The organism is Bacillus sp. RSS_NA_20 (assembly GCF_020165915.1).
In the GTDB taxonomy this organism is placed as follows: Bacteria; Bacillota; Bacilli; order Bacillales; family Bacillaceae; genus Bacillus; species Bacillus altitudinis.
Genome location: NZ_JAIUKW010000003.1, coordinates 331012 through 347216 on the forward strand (window position 1 = coordinate 331012; position 16205 = coordinate 347216).

Sequence of the window (16205 nt, forward strand, 5' to 3'; positions counted from 1 at the left end):
CGATTTTGATGAAGAAAAAAGAACACCAGCCGACTTCAAAACTGAAGAAAACCCAGGAAGTTCTGTATCAGCAGGAATTCAAAAAAGCGGAAAGAGCAGCAGAAAAAAGAAACAAATAAAACGGATATTCCTCTTTTACAAGCACATAACTAAAGTGATCTTGTAAAGGAGGGAAAAGCTTTGAAAAAAGACCAACACAAAAAATCCAACCACCAGCTTGCGGCACAAGAGACGGATGGCGAATATGTTGAATTTTCCAAAGAACTTGCAGATCCGAATGACGTAAAAGCGATGGCACGTATGAAAGCAGCCGATCAGCGTGCCAAAAAACAATAAGTAAAAAAAACAGACCCTATCAAAAGGTCTGTTTTTATTTGATTTCAGTTAGCAGGCTTGATGCCTTCTGACGTGACTTTTCCTCAGGCACCTCTTCTGGATAACCGATGTGAAGAATCGCGGCAAAGCGTTCGTTTTCCTTTAATCCCATATCCTGTTGAAACCCTTTGTCGTATAATATACGGCCGCTCTTCCATACCATACCGATTCCTTGATCCCAAGCCAGCAGCTGGAAGTTTTGAATGAGCGCACTCACAGCGGCAAAATCATCATTTCTCACAACTGGATTTTCGTCTTCTTTTAGAACAACAAGTAAAAGTGCTGGTACTTTAGAAAAATAATCTCTGTACTGATTGATCTTTTCTTCTTTTGCGTCTGGATTGTTGCGTTTAAAGAAAGCAATAAACCGCTCAACAAATACCTCTTTTGCTTCATCCGTCACTGCATATAAAAAACGCCAAGGTTCCGTGATTTTATGATTGGGTGCATAGACTGCGTCCTCTAATAATGGCTGAAGCTGCTCAATGCTCACCGGCGTTTCTTTGAATTTTCGAATCGATCGTCTATATCTGACAGCGTCTCGAACCGTTAACGCTTCTGTTTGTTGTTTTGTTTCTGGCATATATGTCATCCTTTCAATCAACCTTAATTGAAATTGATTCTCATTCACATTATAAACATGATCATGTGCTGTTTGCAAATAAGACCTCACCTCTCTGCTAAAAAGTTGTTTGCCTTTTTCAAGTAATGTTACAATCATATTACGTTTTAAACAAATTTTGAGAAAAAAGCCAAGATGATGAAATGATTTCAGGTATTTCCACTTTGTCTCATGCGGCTATTTTTTCAAAAAGCTTTCAACCCATGATTGGAAGGGAGGCTTCTGAATGGAATGAAAATCAATATTGGGCAAATCATCAAACTCTATCGTTATAAACAAAATATGACCCAATCGGAGTTGGCAGAAGGAATTTGTTCTGTCTCTCATTTAAGTAAAATTGAAAATGGCTCAAAAGAGGCCAATCAAGATACGATCAATCTTTTACTTGAACGGCTTGGAATAAGTCAAGAAACGCTGTCGCAAAAGGCGCGTCATCTGCTGTCATTGCTCGATGAGTTTCAGATGAACATGTATTTCTATGCGCTCGATCAAGCAGAGCAAAATGCAGAAATGATCATTCATCACGAGGAACAGTTCTTTTCGCTAGATTTAGGGATTCAGTATCATTTGTCCTTATTTCAATTTTATTTATTAACAGAAAAACAGCAGCTTGCCTTAAAAACGCACCGCGTGCTTAAGAAGTTTGAAAAAACCTTTATTGACACAGAAAAAGAAACGTTTGAATATCTAGATGGCATCCACCAGATTAAAATCGGTCAGCTCGAAGAAGGATTGAAAAGACTTGAAAGCTGCTTTTCTTACGCTTCTGTTGAACAGAGCGACCTGTATTATCACTATGCAAAAGCACTTGGAGCCATGGGACATCTCGGTGATGCGCTTGAGGCCACACATCAAGCAATGGATTTGTATAGACAAAAAAATAATTTCAAGCGGGTCATTCATTGTACACTCATTCATGGGGTCATCTCACTGGAATTAAAGGCCTTTCAAACAGCTAAAAGATATTTAAAAGAAGTGATTTTACACACATCGCTTCACCCTGATGCTTATATTAAGATGACAGCTTATTTTTATTACGGGGTTCTCTTAAAACGCCAAGGCGATTTCTCATCCGCTGTGCCTTATTTACTAGATTCACTCAATTATTTTAATCAAGAACAGATAGAAGATCGTTACTGTGAAACGCTTTATGAAATCGCGACATTGTATGCGGAATATGATCGCAAAAAGGCGCTTCCATATATACACGAGCTGCTCAAACAGCCTCGTATTCAACCAAACTGTTTATATATGATTAAAATCTATAAATTGATGATTGAAGAGAATCCTCATGATTTGAAAACTTATTTAGTAGAAGCAGCGATTCCTTACTTTGAACACAATCAGCTCCACAATGAGTACTTGTTTGCTCTTAGAACCTTGCTTTCCTATGCGGTTTCTGAGCTTGATAAGCGTGCATATATGTCTTACACAACGAAGCTGCTTGATCACTTAGCATCATATATCCCGTATTATAAAAAAGCATGACCTTCTGCCGATCGAAGGTCATGCTTTTTCTATGATTAGATGGTCTTTTGTTGATCTGTATCGGGACGGGTGACTTGTTCGACAGAATGAATGTACCGTTTTCTCGCAAAATAATCGTAAGCATGCTGCCCAAAGCCAAGCCAAATGCTGAGTACAATGAATGGGACCGTTCCCCATAATGCAGGGATGTGACAAGCCATTCTCAGCCACGTATAAATCCCTGAGTTTTTTTGATTTTTCGCTAAAGAAATAGACACGATTCGTTTCTCTGCCTTCTCTTCACTAATTTTATTCAGTCTCAGCAGCTGTGAGTTTCTAAATGATTCAAAGTGAATTCGGTTTTTCCAATCGAGTGATTTCAACAGGTCAATTGCTTTTGCACATGAAGGACTTTGTCCGTCATAAAACACAAGCAGTCTGAGTGATTTGATGGAACGCTGTTCTCTTTTCTTTGATTCAGCGAGCTTCTTTTTTTCTTGATCGAGATAGATGATTTTTTTCATAAATTGATCGCCAGCCCTTTTCCTTCATTTATTTTTTTAGTTCGTTCAAAGGAGATTACAACTAGATTACTATAGTTGCTGGGCCTCTTGTATTGGGAAAAAGCCATCCGACGTGCGTTATATGAGCCTTTAGATAAGGGCAAAATAGCTGATTTCATGTCATATATGAGGTTTTTCAACTAAAAGTGGTTGGGAAAATCGTGATGCTTTGCGGTTTTCTGCGGTATTTGATAGAATTCTGCGGTTTTTCTACATCTTTATGCGGTGTTTTGTAGGTAAAACGCAAAAACAAGATAAAAAAAGACTACTTCCCATTGCGGCGAAGTAGTCTTTTGGTTTATATTTTTGCCAAAACTTCTACTATTTCTTTCTCAATATCTTTCCATAAGTAACGATCTGTCGTATAGTGATGTGCGGCTTCTTTCGCAAACACTTTAAATGCTTCCTCAAAATCGGGTGCATCTTTATCCGGCTTTTTCTCGTCGACAAAGCGCTGAGCTTCTGCTGAGCGAGGTCCCCATTTCCCCACTTCTTTCCCGTCCTGATCAATGATGACGATAATCGGAATCGATCTTGCGGTCCCGTTCGTTAAATACTGATCCATCAGGTCTAGGTGCTCGTCCCGAATGAAATAGCGCACATCAATCAGTGCTTCATTTGCAATACGCATGAAAATAGGTACATTAACCATCGCATCACCGCACCAATCTGCCGTGATCACAAGCGCTCTGAGCTTTTTCTTTTGAAGTTTTTGAAGCAGCTCTTTTTCCTTTTGATGAATTGCGTACTGGTTGTACACCGTGAGTAAGTTTTCACGGTTTTTCTCCATGTTGTGTACATATGTACGTTCAGCTAATCCCTTTGTAAACCATTCATTTAGTGTCATGTGAACATCCCCCTTACCCTTCAACTTTACCACTTTTGCTATTCTTTTGTCTAAAAAAACCTTCACCTAGTGAAAGGTAAAGGTTCTTTGGACTTATGGACGCCGTTTTCGATTTGGGTCCATTCCTATCAGCTTAGTGACGAGCACCATTGTGACAGGCAGTGATGTATTCTTTTTATACGCTAAATATTTTCCGCGCCATTCTGGTTTATATTTCTGTTTAAACGACCGTAAGCCGCTGAAACTATACATATATCTGACGTTATTGAAGATGACACTCGCCAAACGTTCTGTCAGAAAGGACTGATGGAACGTGCCAACATTCGATAATGGCGCCATTCCCATGTTAAAGGATGTGTAGCCTTTTTCTTTCGCCCATTGAAACAGGTGGATAAAGAGTGCATCCATCATCCCGTTCGGTGCATCATGCATATGACGCATGAGATCGATGGATATCTCTCCTTTTTGATACATCGGCATTAAGGACACAAAAGATATGATCTGCCCTTGTTCATCCTTTAAAATCGCAATCGGTGCTTTTTGAAGGTAGTCTTCATTGAAATAGCCTAATGAAAATCCTTTTTCTTTTTTCTTGCCCATCCAGCTGTCAGAGATTTGTTTTAAGGTTGAGATCAATTCCTCTGAAAAGGGCGGCTCCAGCATTTCAAACGTATAGCCTTCTCGTTCAAATTTATTTGCGACAGCCCGTAAGTTTGATTTTTTCTTTCCTGACAAAGAGAACGTTTCTAAATTGACCATCGCTTCTTCCCCAAGCTTAAAGAAGTGAAAACCTAGGTCATGATAAAGCGCCATTCCTTCACGTTCTACTTGATAAAAAGCGACACGATAGCCTGCTTTTTCTGTCTGCTCCAAAAATTCTTCCAGTACAAGCGGATAAGAGGCTCTACGCCCAGAAGGATCTCCAAGCACAATTACGCAACGGCCAATCCGGCCAAACTGAAGCATCGCCTCTCCATCACTTGAGAAAAACAGTTTTTTGTCTCCCAAAAAACCTAGATGACTAAGAGCATTTCCTCCCTTTTCTTCGAGAAAAGTTTTTAATTTTTCTTCATCGGCTTCTTCGCCGATTGGAACTGCTTTTTTATTAAAAATCAATTTGCTAATGAAAAAGAAAAGAGGGACGCCAATTAAAGCAATCATACTGGTCATCGTGATATGCCGTTCATTATGAACCAAATAGTCCTTGCTTAGGAAATGACCAATTTTCATCCAAATGAAGTTCCCAATGACATTATAGTTAAACAACACGAGTAAATATCCGGCGGCGGCGGCCACAAACTGATTCAAAGAATAAGGGGCCTGCTGCTTCACAAATTGATTTCGAAGCGAGAAAAATACCACCATGATGACCGGCAATATAAAGATCAAACTCAGGTTAAACCCTTTTAGTAAAGTAAACACAAAGCCGCCTGCTAGGGCAATCATTGTCAATAGATAAGACCGTTTTGTTCTTTTATACACTTCAATGGACAAAATCATTAAAATGATCCCGAACATTAAAGAAAGACCATTAAATCCTGATAACAAAAAGCGTGGAATGGTTGTAATCACACCTAAACGATCAACAGGAAGCACAACGGAAGCCATAATGAGCAAACCGCTTCCAAACGTTAAAATGGACAAAGATCCGTACAATAAACGGATGAGCAGCGCTCGGTGCAACACAATTAAGACGTTTGTTGTTTCAATAGCAGGCGCCATTCTCGGATTGCCCTCAAGACGCCTGAGTGTTGTTCCAGTTAAATCGTATGCCGCTAGACAAAGTCCAAGAATAAACGGGAAAATGGAGTAAACGAAGCGGTACAAAACAAGCGCTGTCAGCACCATCTCTTTATCAAACCCAATGTATTGCATACTGAGTAAAAAGATCAGATCAAACGAACCAAATCCGCCCGGAACCATACTGATTAAACCGCCGATTGACGCAATCGCAAAGACGCCTAATACAATTCGGACATCAACGTTCATCCCCATAGAGACAACAGCCATGTACATGACAAGACCAGCTGCCAGCCACTCTAAAAACGATGCACCAATATAAGCATAGATCGGGTGCTTCAGTCCGTTTTCACCGCTCTCAATCGAGCTTTTTCGAATGGACGCCATGATGATGTAAATGGGCACAATACAAGCAAAAATAATGACAAATGCCCATAACCACGGCTCCTGACTAATAATACTTTCAACTGGCAGGACCCTAACTAAAATCAAATCACTGAAAATAGATAAACCCAGCAGAACAGAGGATGTTAAAAGGGCAATGCCTTTCAGCAGTTTTTTCGTATCATTTATGTATTCCTTGTATAGAAGCGTTCTAAGCCCTGCTCCTGATAAACCACCGAAACCAAGCACACTATTAAAGGAGTTGGCGATCCAAGAAATACGGATCGTTTTCCAGCCGCTGATGGGCATATCAAGGCTTTTTCTTAAAATAAAATCATATAAGGACATGGATAAAACAGCGACAAGTCCAAGAAAGACAAGAATAAACAAGTCCATTCGATTCAAGCTGTCAATAATATAAAACGTCTTTTTAATGGAAAGGCCGCTCAGCTCCTGCTTGGCGACAAAAATTAAGACAAGGATGATCACGATCGGAAAGAGCATTTTTAAGATCGTCATACCCGTTTTTTTGTTCCACATGTTTCTCCCAACTTTCTAAGTTGCTTCATTAATTTCAACTGACCATTATTATACAACAAATACCACTTAATTCATGCAGTTTAACATTCAAAAGCTTCATGATACTTTCAATTAGAAGTAAAAATCAGTAATATAAAGAAAAGAGCCGCTTAAAGGAAGTGAACAAGCGTGGAATATAATATTCATGACACCACCGTACTAAAAGAGGAAATCCTATCTCCTGAGGAGAAAAAGACATGGGTGCTGTATATGAAAGTGCTCACTGCTGCAGGACTTGGAGATGTTTCTGAATGGATGAAGCTTGATATGAGTATGCCTCAAATGAAAGTGCTCATGCTGCTCAATAACCATGGCTCTCTTAAAGTGTCCGAAATTGCTGAAAAAATGGGGGCTTCTTTGTCCAATATGACAGGGCTGCTTGATCGGTTAGAACAATCGAACTTTGTGGAACGAAAGCATTCTGAGCGTGATCGTCGAATCATTGTCGTCGAATTGACAGAGGAAGCGAAAAATATTTTCAGAAGTATTTATCAAAAAGGGCATGAAAAAATTAAAAATTCCCTGCAACGGCTCAATGACGAGGAAAAAGAAAAAGTTAATGAAGGTCTAGCTATTTTAGAAAAAGCACTTCGTCCCGAACGTGGCTAAAAAAGGAAAAAAGACGGTCACTTGAGGTCCGTCTTTTTTCATTCTTCTTTTCCTTGTCTATCTGGGTTCAAAAGATACTGACGAATGACTTCCCTGTCATCCCACAAGAGATAACCTAAACCGATAATGAGAAAAATGATGCTGATCCACGTACCGCCTGGGAGTATATCTTCCAGTTCCTCGATCGTTCTTTCTGCGCCTACATTTCCACCATAACGAATCTCAAACAAAACGAATTTTGCTATATAAAACAATGCCGCCATGCAGATAAACATAGCGCCGACAATTCTTCTACTAGACATGTGTTGACTCCTTTACTTCCACTGATTTCTTTTGATTAATTCCGTGATATGGGCGAGATGATGCTGTGAATGCCAGACGTACATTCCTGTTGCATCATATAAGGACACCGTTTGTTGATCGGCTGGATGGTAATATGCAGCGTTGAAATCTTCCTCTGTCATCTCGCGAAGTAATGTGACCCATCGGCGATGCAGACTGCTGATTAACGGCAGTGATAGGCTGATAGGCGCCTTGCTGTCAGGAAGTGAAGCAAATGCCTCCTGATCATATGGACGTATGTGCGGTGTTTCTTCTGTTAGCGCAAGTTTAAATCGCAAGTAGGCGTTCAGATGGCTGTCCGCTACGTGGTGAATGAGCTGACGAACGGTCCATCCTCCTGGCCGATATAGAGTATCCAGCTGATCATCTGTCAATGGGACAACTGCCTCTTCATACTTTTGAGGAATGAGTGCCAGCTCATCAATCCATGCCTCCAGCTGCTTTTTCGTTTGTTGGTCCACCGGTTCATATAAGCCAATCGGATATTGTAATGATGTCATCTGCTGCCCCTCCTTAAAATCCTTCTAGAACAAATTTACCTATCATCTTCCCTTGCTCAAGTGTTTGATGTGCCTGCTTCAAATTGGTGGCATTGATGGGGCTGAGCACCTTTGTTAATGTATGTTTTAACTTCTTCTCTTCAAATAATGTACTCGCTTCTTTTAAAAGCTCGTGCTGCTTCATCATATCCGAGGTTTTGTACATCGGCCGTGTGAACATGAATTCCCATACAAATGAAGCACTTTTATTTTTGAGTAATTGAATGTCTAAATGGTGCTGATTTTCAACAATGGTACAGATCGTCCCTTGAGGTTTAATCGCTTCTGCCATCCCTTTGAAATGGCCATCTGTATCATTTAAGCATAAAATGTAATCCACTTCGCCAATCCCTTTTTCCCGAAGCTGCGCTAAGAGCGGCTGGTGATGGTCAATGATATGATCAGCCCCTAATGAGAGACACCATTCATTTGTTTCAGGTCTTGATGCAGTGGCGATCACAGTCGCCTTTGCTAATTTGGCGAGTTGAATGGCGATAGAGCCCACTCCGCCTGCTCCACCGATGATCAGCAAGGTCGAGCCTTCTGCATCCCGCTTCATATGCATTCGGTCGAATAGCGCTTCATATGCCGTAATTGTTGTAAGAGGCATGGCAGCTGCTTCGGCAAAAGAGAGATTTGCAGGCTTTTTCGCCACAATTCTCTCATCCACAAGCTGGTATTCACTATTTGAGCCTTGTCGCGTGATATCTCCTGCGTAATAGACATGGTCACCAGGCTGAAACAACGTACACGCTTCGCCCACTTCCATCACCGTACCGCTTGCATCGTAGCCAAGAATTTTCAGTTCTTCTTCTTTCTGATTCTTCGGTGACCTCACCTTTGTATCCACTGGATTCACCGACACAGCCTCTACTTTCACCAGAATATCCCTGCCAGCTGTTTTGGGCTTTGCCACCTCCTGATCGATCAAGCTTTGTTCATGCTCAATTGGCAAATACTCAAATAATCCAACTGCTTTCACTCGCTCGCACTCCCTTTCTCCATGCTTCTTTTCCACATTTTATCATACATTTCTGATGCTGATGGATCAGTCAGCAAGCGATTGCACATTTAGGAGTTCTTCAAAGCCCTTCGTTCCCTCACGATGTAAGAAGGACGAGCCTTTTGTAAAGAGAGGACATAGGTGAACCAGCCGCTCGATTTAAAGAAGTACTGAACATAATAAAACTGAATGTGCTGAAAGAAAACGACGATGAACAGAAAAATTGTGAATAATAGCGTCACAATGTCTCCCTGCATCGATCCACTGATCAATAACATCACAAAACCGAGCATCATGAGCTGTTCGAGCCTCTGCATGATCAGGATAACGAGATGTCCCCGTTTGGTTAGGTCACCTGATTGACGCTTTCGAATGTTTCTTGATTTATAAAACCATACCATACTTGTCACTAGATGATGAATGATAAAAAGAGAGATCATGACCATCAATAAAGGAGTTGATTCAAAAAGGTCTTTTATAATGAATGGGATCACCAAAAAATAAAATGCGGTAAATGCATGTCTAGCTGATAAGAGAAATAGTTGTTTTTCTATGTATCGCTGCATGTGCCTCACCTCTATATGTAGTACGTCTCATTTGTCATAAGGTTCCTTCTGCCTATCAAAAAAGGATGCCCTGAAAAAGGCATCCTTCATGAATCAAGCTTAAAATGCAGCACTCAGTACGACAGGACCTTGCGGAAGCTTGTTATCCTTTTTTGGTTCAAGGGTGACAGCCACCGTATCCCATGATTCGTTTGCTTCTTTCTCAGATAACGCATAGGTGACGGTGCCCTCCCCTTTGCTATCTGTTTTAAAGGCACCGGCCGGAACGGGCTGATCTCCTTTAATGAGCCATACTTGATAAACAGCTGATGAATCAAGCTGGCCTTTTAATCCGTCGGCACTCACGACAAGCTCTTTTTTGCCGTGATGCTCAATCACTGAAAAAGCACCCGTTGTTTTTGCCGATTCGGCAGATGCCAGTGATTTTGTCGCAACAACTTTGACAGGTTGTTCTGCTTGATCTGTTCCATTTGTTAAGAAATACACGTTCCCAGCTGCAGAAATGAGAAGTAGTGCGGCAACGAGAGGCAAAAGCCATTGATTTTTCTTCTTCATTGGCGGTTTCGTCTCATTTGCATCACGCACTATTTTGAGATCTTGAGGCGGGTTCGATGTTGCAGCGATTGTTGTCTCTGATATCTCTTCTTCAAATACTCTTGATAAAATGCGGCCTTTCATCCCTGCCGGAGGCGTTTCGTCCTCTGCTAGAAACGGAATATCAGACATGAGCGATGTCAGTTCTTCAAGCTCTTCTTTGCAATCCGAGCAATGTTTGATGTGTTCTTCAAACTGCGTCTTTTCTTCTCCTTGTAAATGCCCGTTAAAGTAATCAATGACTTGATGTTTACACTGAGTCATGCCTCTTCCTCCTCCTTTCCTCCGCGAGACAGTTTCGTTCGTAAATGCTTCAATGACAATCGAACTCTTCCCTTCACCGTTCCAATAGGGATGCCTAGTTTTTCCGCAATGCTCTTTTGTGTCATTCCTTTAAAATAGACATCTTCGATGATGGTTTGCTGTTCTTTCGACAATGTTGATACTGCTTCACGTATGATTTGTTTTTCTTCGTTCCATTCTACTTCTTTTGACACATCTTCTTGATGATCTGCCAAGTATTCAATATGCTCATCTTCAAGAGCTGTTTCATTTCGGTGTTTCCTTAATAGATCGATTGCCGTGTTTCGTGACATCATAAATAACCATGAGGAAAATTTCCCTTTATCTGTATTGTATTCTCCTATGCCGCGCCAGAGCTTGATAAAGACTTCTTGAAGCACTTCCTCCGCCAGCTCACGGTTTCCAGTCATTTTATAAATAAACGAATATAACACACGTTCATAGCGATCGTACAATAATTCAAGCGAGGGCTTATGTCGATCATGTTTGATCTTGTGATACAGCTCAAAATCCTTCAGTGTGTCCATGGTCATCTCCTTCCTTTTTCATGAGAAAGAGCATTATGCATTCATCATGAAATCTTCACGTATGGCTCATCACTCAAATTGCTGAGATAAGCCTCCTTTGTACTTTACTCTTTTTTCAAGAAGAAAAAAAGGGCGCTGAAAAAGGAAATGTGTTCCTCATGAGAATGTACATACTCAACGGATGGATTGACCATTTGGATCACCCGCCTCATTGAAAGTCAAGAATCCATGTGTTTCATTCACTGTTCAGTTGATTTTAGCAAACTCTCATTCGTCTCTCAATTTACATCAGGTAGAACGCACCCTTTCAACATGTCATAATAGAACGAAACAGGAGAACTGGAGTGTCCGTCAATGATTGTAACGATTGTTCTTTTTTTATTAGCTGGTCTGGCTGAAATAGGTGGCGGTTATCTTGTCTGGCTGTGGCTGCGTGAAGCAAAACCCGTCAGCTATGGAATCGCAGGTAGCCTCATCTTGGTCGCTTACGGCGTCATCCCTACATTCCAGCAGTTCCCGACCTTTGGGCGGGTTTATGCGGCCTATGGCGGTGTTTTTGTCGTTCTCGCTGTGTTTTGGGGCTGGTGGGTCGATCGCAAAACCCCTGATTTCTATGACTGGATGGGTGCTTTGATCTGTTTAGCTGGTGTCAGTGTGATGTTATTTGCCCCCCGCAGTTAATGGTCGGATGATGATCACACGCTAAAAAGCCGGCAATATGCCGGCTTTTCCTCTTTTACATTCTAAACTGTGTTTCATACAAACGCCGGTACATCCCGTCCATTTCCAGCAGGTCTTCATGCCTGCCTTGCTCTTTTATGCCCTCTTTTGTCAAAACCACAATCCGGTCAGCATGCTGGATGGTTGCTAGGCGATGCGCAATAATAAACGTGGTTCGTCCTTCAGATAGTTCTTCAAGTGAGCCCTGAATAAAGGATTCTGTCTCCGTATCCAGAGAAGATGTGGCTTCATCTAAAATAAAAATTGGCGGATTTTTAAGGAAAATACGTGCAATGGAGATACGCTGTTTTTGTCCGCCAGATAACATCATTCCGCGTTCACCGATGATCGTATCAAGCCCATTTGGCAAGCTATTTACAAGATCCTTCAGTTGGGCTTTCTCCACTGCCTGCCACACTTCTTCATCAGATGCATCGAGTTTTCCGTATAAAATGTTTTCTCGGATGGTCCCATGGAATAAATAAATATCTTGCTGGACGACACCAATTTGTCTCCGCAGCGAAGACAGTGTCATCTTTCTTGTCTCTATGCCATCAATTGTAATGGTACCCTCCTGCCATTCGTAAAAGCGTGGCAGCAAACTGCAAAGCGTCGATTTCCCAGCACCAGAGGGACCTACGACCGCAATGGTCTCTCCTTGTTTCACCTCAAGATTGATGTCATGAAGAACCGGTTTGTCTGATTCATATTGAAAAGACACGTGCTCAAAAACGATATCCCCTTTTAACTGATCAACTTCAATGGCATCATTCGCATCCTTTTCATCAGGTGATTGATCGATGAGTGATGCAAATCGTTTAAAGCCTGCTGCACCTTTTGGATACATTTCAATGACTGCATTGATTTGTTGAATGGGTCCTAAGAAGATGCCTGTTAATAGCACAAATGATACAAATTCTCCATACGTCATATTTTTTTGCAGCACAAACCATGCGCCGCATACAAGGCCAAACACTGTCACACTCTTAATAAGAAAATGACTGACAGCGGTATGCACAGCCATCATTTGATATGTGGTTAGCTTTGTCTTTCTAAATTGCTCGTTATGTTCAATAAATCGGTCCATTTCATGTGATTCATTTCCGAATGCTTTCACAACACGTATGCCACTAATATTGTTTTCCACACGTGAATGGAATTGACCAATACTCGAGAACATTTTATCAAAAGCAGCAGACATTTTTTTCGTAAAGTAGACGGATAATCCGATCAAGAATGGAACGACAATAAATGTGAGAACTGCCAGCTGCCAATTAATCGACAGCATCAAGCCAAAGGCACCCGTGAGTGTCATGATCGCGATAAATAAATCCTCCGGGCCATGATGCGCGATTTCTCCAATATCCATTAAATCATTTGTCATACGGGACACGAGTTTTCCCGTTTTCTTTTTGTCAAAGAAGCGAAAGGACATTCTTTGTACATGAGAAAATAGCTGATTCCTCATATCCGTTTCTATATTAATGCCTAATTTGTGCCCAAAATAGGTGACGACATAATGCATCGTAGAGCTGATCACGTATAAACTGAGGAGCAGAATGCCCCAAAACCAAATGGCATCCCAATCACCATTTGGCAGTAAATCGTCCATCACTTTACTGATGGCAAGGGGAAAGGATAATTCGAGTAAGGCTGCCAGTACCGCACAGGAAAAATCTAATATAAACAGCCCCATATATGGTTTGTAGTATGAGAAGAAACGCTTTAACAATTGACAGACCTCCTACCGATCAGACATTTCTGTCAATATGTCAGCAAACTCTTCCGCTTGATTGGCTACTGCAATCGGATCGTAAGGCCAGAAGAACTCTGTATCCATTTGATAGGTCTGCTCTTTTTTGACAGATTCTAGACTCTTCCAAATAGAATTGTTTTTATCAAATGTTCCGCCGTTGCTTTCATCAATGAAAATGTAGTCTCCTGCATATTCAGGAAGGGTTTCATAAGAAATGACTTCATACCCTGTTTTACTTTTTAAAATTGTATCTCTGACCTGTTTTGGCGGGTTTACCTGTAATTGCTGATATAATGCCTGCCCGCCTCGATAAATTCCGTTACCATATACATAGACATCATTTTTAAAAGCGCCCATGATCGAGACCGTTTCATTCTCTTTTAAAGCAGACTTCACTTTTTTCCTAGCAGCCTCAATTCGTTGATCGAAGGCGGTGAGAAATGCTTTTCCTTCCTCTTCTTTATTTAAAATTTTTGCCAGCGTCGTTAATTCTTCATGTGCATCTTTGAAAGAACCGTAAGGATACACGATGGTAGGGGCTATTTTTTTGTACACATCATAGACTTTTTCATCCTGTACGGCTGTGATAATCAGATCAGGCTTTAAGCTAAGTGCTTTTTCAGCTGAACGCTCGTCACTGATGTCCTCTATTCCTTTTATCTTGCCCTTTAAGTGTACGTTCTTTAAATCCTGCGTGGTCGATCCAACAGGCTGAACGTCAAGTGCAATCACACTCCCTAAATATCCATCTACGAGAATTCGTTTAGGTTCAGCTGGAATCTCTATCTTTCCTTTCACTGTTTCAACCGTTTTCGTTTCTTGCTTTGATTCTGCTGTTTTGGCTTGTTCTTTATTGCCACAAGCCGTCAATATCATTAGAAGAATGACAGCACATATCCAATACGTCTTTTTCATCTCCATATTCCTCCTTCATTTTCGCCACTACAAATGAGAATAGTTATCAATTACTAGTCTCATGTATTCTATCAACCTCATCTGTCGTGGTCTATGGAGGATTCTCGCAACTTACATATGGACAATTGTTGGATAGGCTGGCTGTGTCAATTGAGAGACAAACCGGTCCATCAAAAGAAGTGCACGCTCTCCTTCATCAAATCGAAACTCCTCCAGTTTTACTGGATAAAAGGTACCATTTTTCACAGCCGATAATTGACGAAGAACATCACTTTCTTCCATTCGCTTGTCCATTTGCCTATACCACCCATATTGGTCAGAGACAATAAAAAACATATGATCCGCCTCGTATTCTCCAAGTCTCTCTAAAGGAATGACTGTATGTTGATTAGGAAGAAGAACTTCTTCTAAAATGGCTTTTGGAGGTTTTAAGCCAAGCGTTTCGTAAAGATAGAAGGCCCCTCTTGCCTCATAGGACCACATATACACTTTGTCATGTCCTCTCATTTCATAGATTGCAACGGTCTCGCCTTTTTCTCTAAAGGAAGACAGGCTGTTTCTTGCCTGTTGACTAAGCTGTTCAAATCGTTTCACCCATTCGTTTGCCTCGTTTTCTCTTCCTAAAAGGCGTCCTATAGACAGTACTTCTTGTACAGCATGATGACCGGCGTATGGCAGAACAAGAACAGGTGCGATTTGCTCCAATCGCTTGATCAATGCAGGTTTTGAATAATAATAGTTAGGGACGATGATGACATCTAATTGAAGTGATTTAAAGACGTCATCAGGCGTATGTTCATTTATGACGAGCGAACTAGCTAGATGTTCTTTGAGTATATCTGAATGGAGATCGGTTTCTTCGTCAATACAAACAGGCTCAATGCCTATTGCAACCAATGACCCGACAAATTGAAAAGCAGCAATCCGCTCTGGTCTTCGGTTCATTCGAAACTGACTGGGCGTTCTTCCTGTTTTTTGACGGAACTTCCTGCTGAAATATAAACTGTCTGCATACCCGACTTGCCGTGCTATGATTTGAATTTGATCGTCTGTTTGCAAAAGACGTTTTTTGGCTTCGTCTATTCGAATTTGTGCAATGTATTCTGTCACACTCATTCCCATACTTTGTTTGAAAAAGGTAGAAAAGTAACTCTCATGAAACCCCATCTTATGAGCTAAGTCTTTTCTTGTTAGTTTTTGATCATAATGCTCAGCCATATACTGCAAGATCATGTTAATCGAATAATGCACTTTTTCGTTGTATGGCTTGGATTGTTTGCGGAAAATGGACATGATTTCTTCCAGCCATTTCGCCTGTTCTTGTATGATTTGGCTCGTCTGTATTTGTTTGATGTAAGAAAAAAGGACGGCAGAGCCTTTCACCACTTCCCCGTTATCAGGGAGATGATCATAATTCACCTTATAGACCAATTCATTTTGTGCATCATGTGCCAGAGTGAATTGGTCAAATGTGACAGTATAGATCACTACTTGCTCGCTGGATAAAGATTCAACCATGACATCTATTCCTGAGCGGATCAACACACTGTCTTTGGCGTTTAGCTCATATCGAATTCCTTCCATGTCAAGTCTCACCGCACCGTCCGTAGTCAAGAACATCAGTGAAGATGTTTGCCATGAGTCCGTTTGTTTCACAGAAAGAGATCGTTTACTGCTTTCTTTCATGCGAAGAATTGTATGAGTATAGGCGGTCATTTTCTCTTTCTCCTTCCATATAAAAAAGTGCTAAAATA

Annotated in this window: 18 protein-coding genes; 5 read left to right on the forward strand and 13 right to left on the reverse strand. The window is 41.0% G+C overall.

Going from position 1 to position 16205, the window contains the following annotated elements:
- Nucleotides 1–8 precede the first annotated feature (8 nt).
- Complete coding sequence (locus tag LCD32_RS01925) at nt 9–119, forward strand: YfhE family protein (protein ID WP_017358836.1); 111 nt, start codon at nt 9–11, stop codon at nt 117–119.
- A gap of 61 nt (nt 120–180) precedes the next feature.
- On the forward strand, nt 181–336 hold the full coding sequence (locus LCD32_RS01930; protein WP_008341997.1) for a YfhD family protein: 156 nt from the start codon (nt 181–183) through the stop codon (nt 334–336).
- Nucleotides 337–370: 34 nt separating this feature from the next.
- Here the strand turns inward: LCD32_RS01930 and LCD32_RS01935 are convergent, their stop codons facing one another.
- A complete protein-coding gene (locus LCD32_RS01935; protein WP_024720283.1) occupies nt 371–958 on the reverse strand; it encodes a nitroreductase in 588 nt (195 codons plus the stop codon).
- Between the two features lie 270 nt (nt 959–1228).
- Between LCD32_RS01935 and LCD32_RS01940 the strand changes: the two genes are divergently transcribed.
- Nucleotides 1229–2485, forward strand: a complete 1257-nt coding sequence (locus tag LCD32_RS01940) for a transcriptional regulator (protein ID WP_060780896.1) — start codon at nt 1229–1231, stop codon at nt 2483–2485.
- Nucleotides 2486–2520: 35 nt separating this feature from the next.
- Here LCD32_RS01940 and LCD32_RS01945 read toward each other — a convergent pair whose 3' ends face one another.
- From LCD32_RS01945 to mprF, 3 genes are all read right to left on the reverse strand, one after another.
- Nucleotides 2521–2988, reverse strand: coding sequence for a thiol-disulfide oxidoreductase DCC family protein (locus tag LCD32_RS01945; protein ID WP_024720282.1), 468 nt, complete (start codon nt 2986–2988; stop codon nt 2521–2523).
- A gap of 337 nt (nt 2989–3325) precedes the next feature.
- Nucleotides 3326–3874 (reverse strand): thioredoxin family protein, encoded by a 549-nt coding sequence (locus tag LCD32_RS01950; RefSeq protein ID WP_039167961.1) that lies wholly within the window; start codon nt 3872–3874, stop codon nt 3326–3328.
- A 93-nt stretch (nt 3875–3967) separates the two neighbouring features.
- Nucleotides 3968–6538 carry a bifunctional lysylphosphatidylglycerol flippase/synthetase MprF gene (mprF, locus tag LCD32_RS01955; RefSeq protein WP_224562615.1) on the reverse strand — a complete coding sequence of 857 codons (2571 nt, stop codon included), beginning with the start codon at nt 6536–6538 and terminating at the stop codon, nt 3968–3970.
- Nucleotides 6539–6706: 168 nt separating this feature from the next.
- On the opposite strand from mprF, the gene LCD32_RS01960 reads away from it, so the two are divergent.
- Complete coding sequence (locus tag LCD32_RS01960; protein ID WP_008341672.1) at nt 6707–7186, forward strand: MarR family transcriptional regulator; 480 nt, start codon at nt 6707–6709, stop codon at nt 7184–7186.
- A gap of 38 nt (nt 7187–7224) precedes the next feature.
- Here the strand turns inward: LCD32_RS01960 and LCD32_RS01965 are convergent, their stop codons facing one another.
- From LCD32_RS01965 to LCD32_RS01990, 6 genes are all read right to left on the reverse strand, one after another.
- Entirely contained in the window at nt 7225–7488 is a 264-nt protein-coding gene (locus LCD32_RS01965; RefSeq protein WP_060780894.1) for a hypothetical protein, read from the reverse strand.
- A gap of 12 nt (nt 7489–7500) precedes the next feature.
- Nucleotides 7501–8028, reverse strand: coding sequence for a YfiT family bacillithiol transferase (locus LCD32_RS01970; protein WP_224562617.1), 528 nt, complete (start codon nt 8026–8028; stop codon nt 7501–7503).
- Between the two features lie 13 nt (nt 8029–8041).
- Nucleotides 8042–9049: a zinc-binding alcohol dehydrogenase family protein gene (locus LCD32_RS01975; protein WP_060780892.1), complete on the reverse strand. Its 1008-nt coding sequence runs from the start codon at nt 9047–9049 to the stop codon at nt 8042–8044.
- A gap of 89 nt (nt 9050–9138) precedes the next feature.
- Nucleotides 9139–9636 (reverse strand): hypothetical protein, encoded by a 498-nt coding sequence (locus LCD32_RS01980; protein WP_050827071.1) that lies wholly within the window; start codon nt 9634–9636, stop codon nt 9139–9141.
- Between the two features lie 99 nt (nt 9637–9735).
- The gene (locus tag LCD32_RS01985) at nt 9736–10494 is read right to left on the reverse strand and encodes an anti-sigma factor (RefSeq protein ID WP_060780891.1); all 759 of its coding nucleotides are present in this window, start codon (nt 10492–10494) and stop codon (nt 9736–9738) included.
- Entirely contained in the window at nt 10491–11060 is a 570-nt protein-coding gene (locus LCD32_RS01990; protein ID WP_035703732.1) for an RNA polymerase sigma factor, read from the reverse strand. The genes LCD32_RS01985 and LCD32_RS01990 overlap by 4 nt, the downstream gene beginning before the upstream one ends.
- A 354-nt stretch (nt 11061–11414) precedes the next feature.
- Here LCD32_RS01990 and LCD32_RS01995 point away from each other — a divergent pair, with 354 nt between their 5' ends.
- Nucleotides 11415–11741 carry a YnfA family protein gene (locus tag LCD32_RS01995; protein WP_017358827.1) on the forward strand — a complete coding sequence of 109 codons (327 nt, stop codon included), beginning with the start codon at nt 11415–11417 and terminating at the stop codon, nt 11739–11741.
- Nucleotides 11742–11796: 55 nt separating this feature from the next.
- Here the strand turns inward: LCD32_RS01995 and LCD32_RS02000 are convergent, their stop codons facing one another.
- From LCD32_RS02000 to LCD32_RS02010, 3 genes are all read right to left on the reverse strand, one after another.
- Nucleotides 11797–13512 (reverse strand): ABC transporter ATP-binding protein, encoded by a 1716-nt coding sequence (locus LCD32_RS02000; protein WP_060780890.1) that lies wholly within the window; start codon nt 13510–13512, stop codon nt 11797–11799.
- Between the two features lie 12 nt (nt 13513–13524).
- Nucleotides 13525–14451 carry an ABC transporter substrate-binding protein gene (locus LCD32_RS02005; protein ID WP_169476138.1) on the reverse strand — a complete coding sequence of 309 codons (927 nt, stop codon included), beginning with the start codon at nt 14449–14451 and terminating at the stop codon, nt 13525–13527.
- 111 nt (nt 14452–14562) lie between these two features.
- A complete protein-coding gene (locus LCD32_RS02010; protein ID WP_060780889.1) occupies nt 14563–16167 on the reverse strand; it encodes a helix-turn-helix domain-containing protein in 1605 nt (534 codons plus the stop codon).
- Nucleotides 16168–16205 lie beyond the last annotated feature (38 nt).

Bases quoted from the DNA above. Each gene is read 5' to 3' on its own strand.
- LCD32_RS01925 (WP_017358836.1), top strand. From the start codon at position 9: ATGAAGAAAAAAGAACACCAGCCGACTTCAAAACTGAAGAAAACCCAG.
- LCD32_RS01935 (WP_024720283.1), bottom strand. From the start codon at position 958: ATGCCAGAAACAAAACAACAAACAGAAGCGTTAACGGTTCGAGACGCT.
- LCD32_RS01940 (WP_060780896.1), top strand. From the start codon at position 1,229: ATGAAAATCAATATTGGGCAAATCATCAAACTCTATCGTTATAAACAA.
- LCD32_RS01945 (WP_024720282.1), bottom strand. From the start codon at position 2,988: ATGAAAAAAATCATCTATCTCGATCAAGAAAAAAAGAAGCTCGCTGAA.
- LCD32_RS01950 (WP_039167961.1), bottom strand. From the start codon at position 3,874: ATGACACTAAATGAATGGTTTACAAAGGGATTAGCTGAACGTACATAT.
- mprF (WP_224562615.1), bottom strand. From the start codon at position 6,538: ATGTGGAACAAAAAAACGGGTATGACGATCTTAAAAATGCTCTTTCCG.
- LCD32_RS01965 (WP_060780894.1), bottom strand. From the start codon at position 7,488: ATGTCTAGTAGAAGAATTGTCGGCGCTATGTTTATCTGCATGGCGGCA.
- LCD32_RS01970 (WP_224562617.1), bottom strand. From the start codon at position 8,028: ATGACATCATTACAATATCCGATTGGCTTATATGAACCGGTGGACCAA.
- LCD32_RS01980 (WP_050827071.1), bottom strand. From the start codon at position 9,636: ATGCAGCGATACATAGAAAAACAACTATTTCTCTTATCAGCTAGACAT.
- LCD32_RS01985 (WP_060780891.1), bottom strand. From the start codon at position 10,494: ATGACTCAGTGTAAACATCAAGTCATTGATTACTTTAACGGGCATTTA.
- LCD32_RS01990 (WP_035703732.1), bottom strand. From the start codon at position 11,060: ATGGACACACTGAAGGATTTTGAGCTGTATCACAAGATCAAACATGAT.
- LCD32_RS01995 (WP_017358827.1), top strand. From the start codon at position 11,415: ATGATTGTAACGATTGTTCTTTTTTTATTAGCTGGTCTGGCTGAAATA.
- LCD32_RS02005 (WP_169476138.1), bottom strand. From the start codon at position 14,451: ATGAAAAAGACGTATTGGATATGTGCTGTCATTCTTCTAATGATATTG.
- LCD32_RS02010 (WP_060780889.1), bottom strand. From the start codon at position 16,167: ATGACCGCCTATACTCATACAATTCTTCGCATGAAAGAAAGCAGTAAA.